General features: G+C 52.9%; 11 protein-coding genes. 8 read left to right on the top strand and 3 right to left on the bottom strand.

From position 1 onward, the window contains the following. On the top strand, nt 1-237 hold the full coding sequence (locus Q0Z94_RS05605; RefSeq protein ID WP_298068040.1) for a DUF448 domain-containing protein: 237 nt from the start codon (nt 1-3) through the stop codon (nt 235-237). Then, nucleotides 234-3335, top strand: coding sequence for a translation initiation factor IF-2 (gene infB, locus Q0Z94_RS05600; RefSeq protein WP_298068039.1), 3102 nt, complete (start codon nt 234-236; stop codon nt 3333-3335). Before Q0Z94_RS05605 ends, infB begins: the two co-directional genes overlap by 4 nt. A 260-nt stretch (nt 3336-3595) precedes the next feature. On the opposite strand, the gene Q0Z94_RS05595 is transcribed toward infB, so the two are convergent. Then, entirely contained in the window at nt 3596-4636 is a 1041-nt protein-coding gene (locus Q0Z94_RS05595) for an aminotransferase class I/II-fold pyridoxal phosphate-dependent enzyme (RefSeq protein WP_298068038.1), read from the bottom strand. Nucleotides 4637-4779: 143 nt separating this feature from the next. Between Q0Z94_RS05595 and Q0Z94_RS05590 the strand changes: the two genes are divergently transcribed. After that, a complete protein-coding gene (locus Q0Z94_RS05590; RefSeq protein ID WP_298068037.1) occupies nt 4780-5058 on the top strand; it encodes a YhdT family protein in 279 nt (92 codons plus the stop codon). Next, nucleotides 5055-6527 (top strand): sodium/pantothenate symporter, encoded by a 1473-nt coding sequence (gene panF / locus Q0Z94_RS05585; protein ID WP_298068036.1) that lies wholly within the window; start codon nt 5055-5057, stop codon nt 6525-6527. The genes Q0Z94_RS05590 and panF overlap by 4 nt, the downstream gene beginning before the upstream one ends. Nucleotides 6528-7324: 797 nt before the next feature. Here the strand turns inward: panF and Q0Z94_RS05580 are convergent. Further along, a complete protein-coding gene (locus Q0Z94_RS05580) occupies nt 7325-8287 on the bottom strand; it encodes a LysR family transcriptional regulator (protein WP_298068035.1) in 963 nt (320 codons plus the stop codon). Continuing rightward, nucleotides 8284-8466: a hypothetical protein gene (locus tag Q0Z94_RS05575; protein WP_298068034.1), complete on the bottom strand. Its 183-nt coding sequence runs from the start codon at nt 8464-8466 to the stop codon at nt 8284-8286. Before Q0Z94_RS05575 ends, Q0Z94_RS05580 begins: the two co-directional genes overlap by 4 nt. 210 nt (nt 8467-8676) lie before the next feature. On the opposite strand from Q0Z94_RS05575, the gene Q0Z94_RS05570 reads away from it, so the two are divergent. The 4 genes from Q0Z94_RS05570 (at nt 8677) to Q0Z94_RS05555 (ending at nt 15019) form a co-directional block, all read left to right on the top strand. Next, complete coding sequence (locus Q0Z94_RS05570; RefSeq protein WP_298068033.1) at nt 8677-9660, top strand: TAXI family TRAP transporter solute-binding subunit; 984 nt, start codon at nt 8677-8679, stop codon at nt 9658-9660. A gap of 63 nt (nt 9661-9723) precedes the next feature. Further along, on the top strand, nt 9724-11643 hold the full coding sequence (locus tag Q0Z94_RS05565; protein ID WP_298068032.1) for a TRAP transporter fused permease subunit: 1920 nt from the start codon (nt 9724-9726) through the stop codon (nt 11641-11643). Nucleotides 11644-11666: 23 nt separating this feature from the next. After that, nucleotides 11667-13313 (top strand): FAD-binding protein, encoded by a 1647-nt coding sequence (locus Q0Z94_RS05560; protein WP_298068031.1) that lies wholly within the window; start codon nt 11667-11669, stop codon nt 13311-13313. A gap of 59 nt (nt 13314-13372) precedes the next feature. After that, a complete protein-coding gene (locus Q0Z94_RS05555) occupies nt 13373-15019 on the top strand; it encodes an FAD-dependent oxidoreductase (protein ID WP_298068030.1) in 1647 nt (548 codons plus the stop codon). Nucleotides 15020-15161 lie beyond the last annotated feature (142 nt).

Raw genomic sequence — 15161 nt, 5'->3', positions numbered from 1 at the left:
ATGGCGAAAGGGCGGGAGCCTGTCCGTATGTGCGTCATATGCAGACGGCGCTTTGCCAAGCCGCAGCTTTTGCGGTTCGTGTCGGCCGGAGAAGGCGGCGCCGTCGGGAACGGACTCGAAGCGGATGCCTCGCAGGCGAAACCGGGCCGGGGCCGGTATGTGTGCAGCGATCCACAGTGCCAGGAACGCTTCGCAGCAAAGTTCAGGCGTAAACATCCCAGGGGAAGCAATTCATGAGCAAGATAAAAATCAAAGATGCCGCGGCTGAACAGGGCATGGATGCAAAGGCGCTGGTCGCTCTTTTGCACGAGATGGGAATAAACAAGACCGTTGGCGGTTCCATCTCCTCGGAAGAATACGAAAAAGTCAAGGTCAAGAAGCAGGAAGCTGCTGCGTCCGCTCGCAGAGATGTGGTCGTTCGCCGTCGCGCCAGGCCGGTTGCGGCAGAAGCCGCCCCAGCAGCCCAGGCTCCAGCTTCGACACCAGCTCCGGCGGAAAAGGTAACGGAAAAGCCAGAGGAAACTTCGGTGGCAGCCGTGCCTGCACCAGCTCCTGAAAAGGAAACCGAAAAGAAGGACGCCACGCCTGCCGTACCCGAAAGTGGGGAAGACGCCAAAGCCGCTCCCGCGGCCAAACCGGAAAAGTCCCGTCGTTCCCGCTCGTCAAAGCGAGCCGAGATCCCGGCTGCACGCGTGATTCGCACGGCTACAGAGGAAAACGCCGCCAAGACGGTTGAAGCCACGCCCGCGGTCCCTGTTTTCAAGGAAGAGCCCAAGTCTGAGGTCAAGCCGGAGGCTCAGGAAGCTTCCAAGACGGAAGCTGTGCGTGAGATTCCAGCAGAAGCCGTACCCGCTGCCCCGCAGGTACATGCCGAAGAGAAAGTACAGGCCGCAGCTGCGGAACAGACTCCGAAGGAAGCCGCCAAAGAGATCGCCAGGCCCGTTGCCAAATCTGCGTCCAGATCCGAGCAGTCCCGCCGTGCGCCGGCGGCTTCCGCCGAGCCGGAAGGCTCCTCGAAGCCCAGCCTGCTGCCGCCCGCAAGCGAACGCCGCCGCGATGGTGGCAGCGCTTCCGCGGACGGTCCCCGTGTGCGCGTCATTTCCCGGCCCGAACCCGCTCAGGCACGTATCGTCCGGCCCGCTGCGCCGTCTTCCAGCCGCGATGGAGAAGTCCGCGGACGCGAGGGCGGACGCAGGGATAACCGCGACGCCCGTCCTTCCCGCGATGGCGGAACTTCCCGTTTCAACCGCGATTCCCGCGGCGAAGACAAGGACAGCCGGGATCGCGACAGCCGCCGCCCGGCTCGCTCCGGCGGCAATCGCCCGTCACGCTCCAGTGGCGCACCGTTTGCTGCGCCCTTTGGCCAGCAACCACCTATGGAGAATGAGCAGAGCCGCAGGAAACGCAATACCAAAAACCGCCGTACCGTTGATTTTTCTCAGGAGTCCGACGGATTCCGCCGCCATGTCGACATGCTGGACGATGAAGGCATGGTGCGTCCCCGCCATGCCCACAAGCCCAGGAAGCAACAGCCTCAGGCAGCGGTACAGTCCACCCAGCCCATGAAGGCCGCCAAGCGCAGGATACGTATGGAAGAATCCATCCGAGTGTCCGAACTGGCGCATCAGATGGGTGTGAAGGCCAGCGAGATCATCAAGGTTTTGTTCGGCCTCGGCGTCATGGCCACCATCAATAACGCACTGGACATTGACACTGCAACGCTCGTGGCTTCGGAATTCGGCTATGAAGTGGAAAAGGTGGGCTTCTCCGAAGAGGAATACCTGACCTCCGTCAGTACGCCCGATGCGCCTGAAATGCTCAAGCCCCGTCCGCCGGTCGTGACCATCATGGGGCACGTCGACCACGGCAAGACTTCTCTGCTGGACGCCATCCGCAAGACCAGCGTGACCAGCGGCGAAGCCGGCGGCATCACCCAGCACATCGGAGCGTATCACGTCAAGACCAAGCGCGGCGATATCGTCTTCCTCGATACTCCGGGCCATGCGGCCTTTACCGCCATGCGCGCCCGCGGCGCTCAGGTCACGGATCTTGTCGTGCTGGTGGTGGCTGCGGATGACGGCGTTATGGATCAGACCCGTGAAGCCATCAATCACGCGCGCGCCGCAGGCGTGCCCATTCTTGTCGCGGTGAACAAGATCGATAAGGAAGCCGCAAACCCTGACCGCGTACTCCGCGAACTTTCAGAACTGGGGCTTCAGCCTGAAGACTGGGGCGGCGATACCGTGGTGGGACTGGTCTCCGCCAAAACCGGCAAGGGCCTTGACGACCTGCTGGAACTCATCGCACTGCAGGCCGAAATCCTTGAACTCAAAGCCAATCCTGACAAGCCTGCCCACGGCCGCGTGGTGGAAGCCAAGCTCGACAAGGGCCGCGGCCCCGTGGCCACGGTTCTGATTCAGGAAGGCACCATCCACCAGGGCGATGTCTTCGTATGCGGAGTCTTCTCCGGGCGCGTGCGCGCCATGTTCAACGATCAGGGCCGCAAGATCAGAGAAGCCGGGCCGTCCATGCCTGTGGAAGTGCAGGGCTTTGAAGGCGTCCCGGAAGCCGGCGAGGAATTCGTGTGCCTGGACGATGAAAAGAAGGCCCGTCGCATCGCTGATGCCCGTGCCACCAGACTGCGCGAAAAGGAACTTGCCAAGGTCTCCCGCGTGACGCTGGAGAACTTCCTCAAGCAAAGCGCCGACACTCAGGAAACGCAGGTGCTCAACGTTGTGCTCAAGACCGACGTGCAGGGTTCTCTGGAAGCCATTACCGAGTCTCTGCGCAAGCTCGGCACGGAGAAAGTGCGCATCGAGCTTATCCACGGCGGCGCAGGTGCGATTTCCGAATCAGACGTCATGCTGGCGGCGGCCTCCAACGCCATCATCATCGGCTTCAACGTGCGGCCTACCGCCAAGGTCAAGGAAGTCGCCGAACAGGAGCAGGTGGATATCCGCTTCTACGATATCATTTACAAACTCGTGGAAGAAATCAAAAGCGCCATGGCCGGCCTGCTGGCTCCGGTGTCCAAAGAAGTCTACCTTGGACAGGCAGAAGTCCGCAAGATTTTCTCCCTGCCCAAGGTTGGTATTATCGCTGGCTGTATGGTCACGGACGGCAAGCTCACCCGCGCCGCTCAGGCGCGTCTGCTGCGCGACGGCGTGGTGGTCTATACGGGGCGTCTTGCGTCGCTCAAGCGCGGCAAGGACGACGCCCGCGAAGTGGTGAACAACTTTGAATGCGGCGTGGGTCTTGAAAACTTCCAGGACATCAAGGAAGGGGACATCATCGAAGCCTTCAACGTTGTGGAAGAAGCCGCATCCCTCGACTAAGACGCCAGACTTCGTTTACTGAAAAGGCGGTCGTCCTTTGGGGCGGCCGTCTTTTTATACTGCCGGCAGTCAGACAATGATCTAAGTCACAGTCGGCCCACGCTTCCAACTGTTCCACACACGGCAGGCAAGGAACGTACGGATTGCCCCCTGAAGGCAAAGACTGGGGAAAAGAATGTTATCGGCTTCGCCGTTTTGTCTATCCTTCTTTTTCCCCTAGGAGGCAAACCTCAAGAGAACTTTTGATGAACGCCGGAGCGTCAGAGAGAGCAAATATCGTGGACAAGCGCGTCCACGGCGTCTTCTGAAGTCGCCCAGCTCGTGCAGAAGCGCACGGCGCGATGGCCTTCATCCATTCTCTGCCATTCCTCAAAGGCGTAGCGCTCTGCAAGCTGCGCAAGTTCCCGGTTGGACGCCACGGGGAACTGCTGGTTGGTACGGGAGTTGAAAAACAGCGGCCAGCCGTGCTGTTCAAAGGCCCGATGCAGACGCATGGCCAGTGCATCAGCATGTGCCGCAATACGGAAGTACAGCCCGCCCTCGAACAAGGCCAGGAATTGCAGGCCCAGCAGCCGTCCTTTGGCCAGCATGGCCCCGCGTTGCTTCATGAGGCAGCGAAAATCGGTACGTAGCATGGGAGCCGTAAGAATTACAGCCTCGCCGAACAAGGCTCCAACCTTGGTTCCGCCGATGGTGAAGGCGTCGCACAGGTTCGCATAGTCAGGCAGTGTGAGATCATTGCCCTCTGCCATGAGTCCGTAGCCCATGCGTGCGCCGTCCACAAACAGCAGCAGGCCAAGAGTTCGGCAGGTTTCGCTCAACGCCGTGAGTTCGGCCCTGCTGTACAGGGTGCCGAACTCCGTGGGGTTCGAAAGATAGACCATGCCCGGCTGCACCATGTGCTCCCGTGCACTGCTGCGGCGGTGCGCATCCACGGCCTCACACACCTGTTCCGCCGTGATTTTCCCCTCGCACGCAGGCAGTGCAAGGACTTTGTGGCCGGAGGCTTCCACGGCTCCGGCCTCGTGGACGTTGATGTGCCCGTTGACGGCACAGAGTACGCCCTGCCAGGGCTTCAGCGCGGCGGCGATGGTCAGGGCGTTGGCCTGCGTACCTCCAATCACGAAATGCACGTCCGCACGATCCGCGTTCTGCGCACAGACCGAGAGCAGAAGTTCCCGAGCTTCGGCGCAATAGGCGTCTTCCCCATAGCCTGGCGTCTGTTCGAGATTCGTGGCCGTCAGCCGTTCCAGTACCCGCGGATGCGCTCCTTCCCCGTAATCGCATTCAAAACGCAGCATGAGACGCTCCCTTCCGAACGTGGTTTCAGCCATTCTCTTAGCGCTTTTCCGCAGGGTTGACCAGCCCTCCATCAAACGTTGACACCCTGATGAAATTGCTTATTCTGTCCGCTGGTTACAGGTTTCGGAACAGGAGTTTTCTCATGCGATCATCATTTCGGCAGGCCAATCGTGAGGCTCTCATCACGCTCGGCCTTTACGTTTTCTTCTTTCTCTGGTGGACGGTTTTCGCCTTCGGTCCTGGGGCCGGAGATCCCGCAGAGTATACCTACGTCTGGGGTATGCCCGCGTGGTTCTTTTACAGCTGTGTCCTCGGCTACCCCGTGATCACTCTGCTTTTGTGGGGTGTCGTGCGCTTTTTCTTTTCTGATATGCCTCTGGACGGGTCGGAGAATGATTCCCGGAAGGAGGATGACAGATGAACCTCGTCTTTGTACCTCTCGTGGTCTATCTTCTTCTGACTCTCGCGCTGGCGCTCTGGTCACGGCGGCAGACACGCAGGGACGCAGGAGCTTCGGCGATTGAAGAATACTTTATTGGCGGACGAACCATGGGCGGCTTTGTTCTGGCCATGACCATCATCGCTAGCTACACCAGCGCGAGCAGCTTTGTTGGCGGGCCGGGAGTGGCCTACACGCTGGGGCTGGGCTGGGTGCTTCTGGCCATGATTCAGGTTCCCACCACCTTCTTCACACTGGGTGTGCTCGGCAAGCGCTTTGCCATGCTGGGCCGCCGCCTTCACGCCGTGACCGTCACGGATTTCCTGTATGCCCGCTACCGCAGCAACGCCGTGGTTCTCCTCTGCTCCGTGGCGGTACTCATGTTTTTTGCTGCGTCCATGATCGCGCAGTTCATCGGCGGAGCGCGTGTGTTTCAGGCTGTAACCGGCTATCCCTATGAAGTGGGACTGGGCATTTTCGGTTTTGCCGTGGTGCTCTATACCACGGTGGGCGGCTTCCGTGCCGTGGTGCTCACCGATGCTCTCCAGGGCGTGGTCATGGTGGTGGCCGCCGTGGTCGTGCTTCTGGCCGTCCTTGATGCGGGCGGCGGCATGGCCGGATGTATGCAGGATCTGCGGGCCATTGATCCGGGCCTGATTTCGCCCTCCGGTGCCGAAGGCAGGATCCCCGCCCCCATGCTGTTTTCCTTCTGGATACTCGTGGGACTCGGCATACTGGGACTTCCGCAGACCGTGCAGCGCTGCTTCGGCTACAAGGATTCCCGTTCCATGCACGAGGCCATGATTCTGGGGACGCTTATTATCGGCTTCCTGCTGCTTTGCATGCATCTTGCGGGAGCATTGGGACGGGCCGTTCTGCCGGATCTGCCCTCCGGCGACCTGATTATTCCCACGCTTATTCTCAGACTCCTGCCGCCCTTCTGGGCCGGGGTCTTTGTGGCCGGACCCGTGGCGGCCATCATGTCCACCGTGGATACCATGCTGTTGCTCGTATCCGCCACCATCATCAAGGATCTCTATATCCGCTACGCCCTGAAGAACGATGTGTCCAACGTCTCGCAGAAGGCCATCAACCGCATGAGCCTTTGCTGCACCTTCGGCGTGGGCGTCATCGTCTTTCTGGCCTCTTTTAACCCGCCGCAGCTTCTGGTATGGATCAACCTCTTCGCCTTCGGCGGTCTCGAGGCCGTGTTCCTGTGCCCCATCGTTCTCGGACTGTACTGCAAATCCGCCAACGCCTGCGGCGCGGTCGCGTCCATACTGACAGGCCTGGCCGTATTCCTGATCCTCTCTGCGGCAAAAATTTCCCCGTTCGGCATACTCCCCATCGTGCCCGCTCTGGCGGCAGCCGTGCCGGCCTTCCTCGTGGGCAACCGTTTCGGCCGCCCTGTTCCCGAGGACGTGCGCAAGGTCTTCTGGGAGGAGCGTTAGTCAGGAGAGCTTCAATTATTCAGTGATGGACATATTGATAAAGAACTTGCTCCAGATGATACGCTGGATGTCTCGCTGACGGCTGCTTCCAGTCCGCATTCTTCGAGTATGGCGGCCACAGTTTGCCTCTGTTGCTATTTGGAAACATGATTTCCAAGTTAAAGTGAATATTTCATGTCCTACTGGACATGACTCCGCTTTGAGCCTTTTCCATCATGGTAGAATGCGAACCCATGCCTCAAGCCTGTTAGAACGGTTCACTGTACGCTGTTTGACCAGCAAGGGTGGGGATAACTTTTAATTAAACTCTCTGCCGCTCGGCAGAGAATAACCTATGGGCATGACTGCACATTCTGCACTGTCCGACCTAGTCTGCATCGCAACAGGCAGAAAAACTCTAAAAAAGGCGCACCATTTCTGCGTACAGTGTGAACCGAGAAGCCATCCAAAGTTTATTGTTTAATAACCTTCAATCCTGTTTTAGTGGAATCATGGGGAACAAGGCAGCCTGCCTCTCCTCAAAATTTACCAAGCTGCAAAAGCATCATTCTCCTGCATGGCAAGAGAAAAAATCCTGCCACACGCTTGCAAGTAGAAACGCCTACGGTGGAGGACAGACTCGATGAACACACCTTACGTTCACAAGAGACAGCGTCTGGAAACTCATGAGTGCCCTGCGTTTGTGTTAGACTGGTAGATTGTCCACCTGTCTTTTCTTCTTATACAGAGTTATCATTGCATAATATTACTTTAGGTATGGGAATCCGATTACTTGCAAAAAAACCAAGCAGATAATGTTAACTATTATGTATTTTATCATTAAATTTATTTATATAATCACCAAAATTCATATTTTTTAAATTGGTTGTTAATATATCGATAAATCTATTTTTTGATTTTGACATATTGCTTTTCTTTCTTATTAATAATCCATATTGAAGTGGTGGAATTATAGATTGTAAATCTATTATATGTATATTGTTAATAAAATCAAAACTTTGTAATGAAAATGCATCTATAATTGTACACCCAAATCCCATAGCAACATATTTCATTATAACATAATAATTACTGCATGAAAGTACAGAAGCATTGTCCATATAATCTTGAATTTCATGAGGGAGGAGAGAATATTTTGATATTTTCTCATTTAAATTTACGGAAAAAGAAATGTAAGGAAGTGTTTTCAGCGTTTCCGGTGTAATAGACAAGATATCGAAATTTGCTCTCTTTTCTGTAACCAGAAGAAAAGGTGACTGAAACAGAGGAATAAAATCAAGATCGTCAAGGTGAGTTGACGTCCCGATGATACCGAAATCAGTTTGTCCATTTTTTATGCTAGAATGAAGCAGTGCAGGATGACCGCTGTTTAAAGAAACATAAATATTTGGATATTCCTCATGAAAAGTCATGAATGTCTGAACAAATTTTTCAGAACTGAATACAGGTCTGGTGCTTGCGATACGCAGATAACCTTGTTGTAGATCTCCTTGAAGATCTTCATGCATTCCTAATATGTCATCGAATATTTTTAATGTCCATTTAAGAAGAGCCTGACCCTCATCTGTTAAAACCATTTTGTTTTTTATTCTCAAGAAAAGAACAATATTTAGACCTTTTTCAAGTAATTGTATTTGATAGGTTACTGCACTTTGGGTACGATTCATATGATTTGCTGCAGTAGAAACACTTCCATATGTTGCGACAAAATAGAAACTTTTTAACTGTTGTAAAAAATCACCATTAATTTCTGGTATCATTTTCCCCTCTCTTGGCGCAGATAACTAAAGATAGTATTTTGATTTTTTCCATCATTTTTTATTTTGTCAAGGGCAGCTCCTGCAATGGCTCCAAGCTGCGTCATCAAGACAGAAATACGGGGTGAGTTTGTTTGAAACAAGAATATTACCCTTTGAGCAATGTTGATTTGCTTTTCCACTAACTTATTTATTTTTTAATTTTGACAGGATATTCAGCTTTGGCAGGATATTCGGCGAAAAAACGGTCGAGTGTTTTTTGAAAATTCGTCTACCGAGGTGGAATTATTAAAATATTTGATTGAGGTATAAAAATATTTGTTTTTACTTTCATAAAATTTTCGCGGTAATAATTTTGCTAAGGCGATTTTTACCCTCTAAGGAGACTAGCCATGCTGAAACACCTCGTCACTTCACTCGGAATTTTGGCGTGTACTACTTTCGGTGCCCAGGCTGCTGAACGCTTTGAGATCACTGCCGGAATTTTCGGGGGCACTCAGTACCAGTATTGTTTTGCACTTTCGGAAATCATCAAGGCGCAGGCCCCGCAGTTTGAACTTCTGCCGGTGGAGACGACAGGCTCTCCTGCCAGTCTGCTCAAGGCTTCCCAGAAGCCTGAAAAGACGATTTTTGCCATGAGTACCACATCGTTTGTTGACGCCATACAAGGAAACCGTCCTTATTCTGCACCGGTAACAAATGTCAAAATTATCGGATTCATCACCCAGAATATCCAGACGCTCATTACCTATGCGGACGATATCAAAACTGTCGCCGATATGAGTGGCAAGCGTTTTATTACCACCAGCGTTCTTTCCAGCAGTGGATGGCATTTCTGGAATATTCTCAAAAGAGCTATCCCCAACAGTAAGGATATGAAGCCCACCTATGCCAACTGGACGGCTGTACAGAATGGACTTCTGGACGGAACTGCAGATGTTGGTGCGCTTGGCGTCACGACTTCTGCCTCCGGTCCATGGATGCCTATTCCTGCCTATGCAGAAATCGTGGCGTCTCGCGGTGCCCCGCACTTCATCAGTGTTGATGAAAAATATATCAGAGAAGCGGCCGAAGCAGAAAAGATGCTTTACATACCTGTACTTATGCCCAAGGGCAGTATAGCGGAAAATGTCCCCGCCCAGGACATCATGGCCTGGGAAGAGCGCCTCGGCATCGGCGGTTTTGAGGAAACTCCAGATGAACTGGCGTATACCATTGCCAAACTGCTTTGCGAGCAGGCTGAGGCATTTACCAAATTTACTCCTGTTGGCAAAGCGATGTCGGTTTCTGTGACGGTTCCTTCCAAAGAATTTTTCAGGGATGAGGATATCCATCCCGGTGCTCTTCGTTACTACAAGGAAAAAGGTCTTCGCTAAAGGTCAAGGCAGGGAACGGTAGCCCTTCCCTGCCTTCTTGCGATCAAACAAGGGGAAACTTTCGTGAAGCTGCTTGATAAGTCCGTTATTGTGATCATGACTATCCTTGGGATATTCATGATTGTTTACCATATGATATATACACAGATGGTACTCATTGAGCCAACTCAACATCAGAATCTTCATCTCATGTGTGCCCTTTGTCTGGTCTATCTCATGTCATTTCATAAAGAAAAAAAATATTTTAAAAAAGTTATAGCATTTATTTTAATCCTTCTTTCAATATATGCAACAGGGTATATATTTCTTGAATACACAGAGCTTCAGGAAATCCGTGGTCCTATAGGAATGCTAAACACACAGGATATGGTTGTAGCCACGATGATTGTCGTTCTATGCATAGAAGCATCACGACGGGCTTTCGGGCTGGCTTTCCCGCTGGTCGCCGTATGCTTTATCCTGTACTGCTTCTTCGGGCATATGCTTCCCGGTGCCATAGCTGCTCCTGAAATCAGCTACATGGAAATGATGACTTCTTTTGTCATGGGGTTATCCGGTGGGGTATACGGAAGTACCCTCAGCGTAAGCGCAAATTATATTTTTCTGTTTGTCATATTCGGCTCGCTTTTATCAGCTACAGGTGCCAGTCAGTTCTTCAACCGTGTGGGGGCTGCTGCAGGCAAACGTCTGGCCGGGGGGCCAGCCATTTCTTCGGTTATTTCCAGTGCGCTCGTCGGGTCGATTACCGGCAGTTCCCTGGCAAACGTGGTCACGACGGGAACATTCACCATTCCACTGATGAAAAAGGCTGGCTACAAGCCCTATCAGGCCGGAGCTATTGAAGCAGCAGCGTCTACGGGCGGACAGATCATGCCGCCGGTCATGGGAGCGACAGCCTTTGTTCTGGCAGAAATGGCCAGCACCCCTTATGTGGAAGTCATGACGGCAGCCTTTCTTCCTGCACTGCTGTATTTTCTCTCCATCGGCATTTATGCACAGCTTCAGGCAAAAAAGCTCCGTATCGATGCTTCAGCTCTTTTTAGTGATGCCTACACCAGCAGACAAATTTTCAGAGATGCGCCGTTGTTCCTTGGTCCTCTCGGAGTGATCATGGCGCTTCTTTTTCTCGGGTATTCCCCAATGTTCACGGTGTTCTGGGGCGTCATGGTACTGCTTCTGCTCAACGCTTTTCACCTGTTGAGTGAAGGCAAATTCAAGGATGCTGTCCCTACATTGATTCCTGAACTGCGGGAGGGTGCAGTGACAGGTGCAAAGATTGCCGTAACTTGTGCCCTTCTCGGCCCTATCGTTGCAGTTATGACCAAGACTTCTCTTGGCATTCGTATCCCCTCCATTATCACGCTTCTCTGCGGCGGCAATGTCTTCATTGCTCTTATCATTACGGCATTTGTCTGCATACTTCTCGGTATGGGAGTTCCTACTCTTGCTGCCTATCTCATGGTTGCAATGGTGGGAGTTCCCGCACTGGTCAACCTTGGAGTGCCGACCCTTGCTGCGCATATGTATGTGTTTATTTTTGCCGTTTTTTCCAGCATTACTCCGCCTGTGGCCACGGCAGCAATACCTGCATCAGGCATAGCAGGTTCGTCTTATATGAAGACTGCGTTCGAGGCGTTCAAGGTTGGATTTGTAGCCTTTATCATTCCCTTCCTCTGTGTGTTCGCTCCTGAGGTTATGCTTGGCCAGACTACTGCCGGGATTTTCGTCAGTCTTCTCGCTTTCTTTTGGGGGTTGGGCGCCGTACTTCTACTGAGTATGAGTATTTGCGGCTTTACCTTTATGCCCGTAGGCAGGGTGGCCCGAATCGTCAGTTTTGTCATAGGTATACTTATGGTGAGCTGTATGTTTTTCCGTGAACCTTGGCTCATCCTTCCGGCTGTGATTTCAAGCTTCTCGTTTTTTATTCATCAGGGGCTGGTGCATAAATCGTTTTCTGCCAAAAAAACAGAAAATGCGCTCTGACCTTTTTACTCTCAGGAGAGACTATGTCCGAAGAAGAAAACACCATCCATTATCACGAGACCGAAGTACTGGTTCTCGGTGGGGGGGCCAGTGGTTGCGGAGCAGCCATAGCTGTGAGCGAAGCCGGAAAGCACGTGCTGCTGGTCGACAAAGGAAAATTGGAAAGCTGCGGCTGCATTGGCGGCGGCAATGACCATTTTATGGGCGTTTTGAATACTGATGCCCCTTTCGACACTATCGACGACATGGTCAGGTTTTACAGTACTCCGACCAACGGACTGCTTCCTGATACCGTACGGCAGTGGGGGGAGGCCATGCCTCATATAATCGCATGGCTTACAGAGGTAGGGATCCAGTTTCGGAAAACGGACGACGGCGGCTATCTGCGCACTCAGGGTTTTGGCCAACCGGGCAAATGGTGGATACTTATTCGGGACGGGCAGTTCATGAAGCCGCTGATTGCAAAAAAAATCCGTGAGATGGGCGTTGACGTACTCGATAATGTCATGATCACGAAGTTGTTAGTCAAGGAAGGCCGGATGACCGGCGCACTGGGCTATAATGTTCTGAATGGGGAATTTCACGTCATCCGCTGCAAGACCGCCGTGCTGTCCTTGGGACCGAGAGCCACTCGAGTCGCAACCAATTCAACGAGGAATCCTTTCAATGCGCAGTTCCCCAGTCATAATACGGGCGCGCACTATATTCTTGCCTATGAAGCCGGTGCCCGTATTGCCTGCCTGGACACCAGACAGACGGCAACTGTATTGCCCAAAAGTTTCGGCTGCCCAGGCATGAACGGCCTTACGGGCGAGGGGGGCGCAGCACTGAATTACAAAGGCGAGCGTTTCATGGGCAAGTATCACCCCATGAGAGAACAGGCTCCCCGACATCTTTTCGTTCAGGGGCTGTTCAAAGAACAGCTTGCCGGTTATGGCCCGCCTTTTTATATGGATACGCGCAGTCTTTGCCATGAAAGTCAACGTGTACTCTCGGAAGAACTTATGCCAGGCGATAAAGCCACTTGGAAGGAGTACTCTGAGCAGAAGGGGGTGGATCTCTATAACAAGCTGATGGAAGTGGAGATCGGTGATCTTGCTCTGGAAGGGCTGGTTATGCGCGATGAGCATTTTGAAAGCAGCATCCCCGGACTTTTTGTGGGAACCGGTTTTCATGCATTTTCCGGCGCTATGTGCGGTGGGTATGCTGCTGGTGGTCATGCAGCGGAAAAGGCCGGACACATCGCCGGTATTCCTGACGTAAACGAAGAGGAAATAGAACAGGAACGACGTCGCGTGCTGGCTCCTCTGCATTCTGAGGGAAGCACCCGTTATTCACAGTTTGAGAGCGCTATTCGGCAGGTCATGGACTATTACATGGGCTATGTGCGCAATGAGCGTGGCATGAAACAGGCTCTGGACAGTTTGGCACGGATCGAGGAACTCAAGGATGACCTTACCGTCGATAACTGGCATGAACTGATGCGCGCCCATGAAGCGCTTACGCTTCTGGAAATGTGCAAACTTGTGGTCCTGGCCAGTATAGAGCATCGGGAAACGTCTTCAAGCACCATCTATATACGATCGGACTACCCCGAACCCGATCCGGCCATGAATCGCCTTATGATTGTGGAAAAGACAAATGGTCAGCCCAGGATTTTCTGGCAGTGAAATGACGCCATAGTCAACCGAAAAGGATAGAGAACATGCCCCCCAGATATAGTAAGGAATTGAAAAAGCTGGTTGTGTCAGGTTTCCAGAAGCGCCAGAGCAGAACTTCCCCTTGCGAAGCCTCCTGCCCCGCGGGAAACCGTATTCAGGCCGTTGAAACACTGCTCAAAGCAGGAAAACCGACGGAAGCACATGCTGTCCTGCTGACGAGGAATCCATTTCCCGGTGTGACAGGACGTATATGTACACATCCCTGCGAGATGCACTGTAACCGTCGCAAATATGACGAGGGTGTATCTATTCGGGCACTGGAGAGATTTGCTGCCGATACTCCGTTCGTCTCAAGGCTGACGCCTCGCGTGGATACAAAGAAAAAGGTGGCGATCATCGGTTCTGGTCCTGCAGGCATGACCTGCGCCTATTTTCTTCGTCTTATGGGCCATGCCGTTACCGTATTTGAAGCAGGTGCCGTGCTTGGCGGAGTTCCACGTATGTCCGTTCCGGATTTCAGACTTCCGAAGAATATTGTGGAAAGAGAAACGGGGCATATTCTGTCGCTCGGCGTGACTGCTCATACCAATGTACGAGTAGGACAGGACGTGGCACTTTCGACGATTATGGAGTCGTATGATGCCACGGTGGTGGCCATCGGCAACCAGAAAGAACGCATACTTGACATTCCCGGTCATGAACGACTTGTTCCAGCGGTCAGTTTTCTTAGCTCCAGCAATTTGGCTCGCCGAAGTCTTGCTGGAAAGAACGTGGTCGTGCTCGGCGGCGGTGGAGTGGCTTTTGACTGCGCTTTCACCGCGAAGCGGTTGAACGCCGCGTCCGTGAGTCTTGTCTTTCCCGAAGCGCAGGATGCTATCAAGGCTCCTGCTGAGGAAGTGGAACAGGCCAGAATGGAAGGCATCTCACTTCATGCCTCGTGTCTTGCCATTGGTGTTGAAAACGGTGTAGTCAAAGCAGCGCGACTTGAAAAGTTTACGTTCAGCGATACTGGTGAGTTAATTGCCAAATTTCATGAAGGCAAGGAACTGACACTGACTGCGGACACGGTTATCTGTGCCAGCGGATTGCTTCCTGACATGGATTTCCTGGAAGGGTTGTCCCTCGAAAGGACGGCACGTGGGCATTTGATTGTGGACGAGTTCCAGCAAACGTCTGCACACGGGCTTTTCGCTGCAGGTGATATTGTTACCGGTCCGGCTACAGTGGCTTCAGCCGTGGGAAGCGGCAGAAAGACGGCCATAGGCGTTCATTGCTGGCTGGAAGGTCTGGAGCAGTTCCCTGAAGTCTATTTCAGGGAAAACGAAGACGATACCTTGGAACTGTCCTTGAACAGCAACACGGTTCAGCAGGAGCAACACGTCGTCCTGTTTGAAGAGATCGAAAACCCGTCCTACCATGAACACGCGCCCCGTCAGCACTCGGCTTGTGCCCGGACTCATTTTCTACCTTTTGAGGAGTTCGACACTGGATTCACTACGGAACAGGCACAGGCGGAAGCATCCAGATGTATGCACTGCGGGCACTGCATTGATTGTGGAACCTGCGTGGAACGCTGCCCAAACTATATCCTTGACAGGGATGAAGATGGGCCTTTCGTTCACTATCCCGAGGAGTGCTGGCACTGCGCTTGTTGCCGCATAGGCTGTCCTACGGGTGCCATTGCCATAGAATTCCCTATAACCATGCTTGTGTAGTGGCATTATTCCCCCTCAGGCAGAATTGATACTGCCTGAGTTTTCTGGTTAAACGCCCCCCAGCTCCTGGTCTGCCCCCTGTCAAGTAGACATCTAAAAAGCCCCTGTGGCATTGATTCTAAGCGGTCAGCTTTTCCCGATA

It is taken from the genome of uncultured Mailhella sp., from assembly GCF_947631555.1.
Classification (GTDB): Bacteria; Desulfobacterota; Desulfovibrionia; order Desulfovibrionales; family Desulfovibrionaceae; genus Mailhella.
This window is presented reverse-complemented; position numbering and strand designations above follow the sequence as displayed.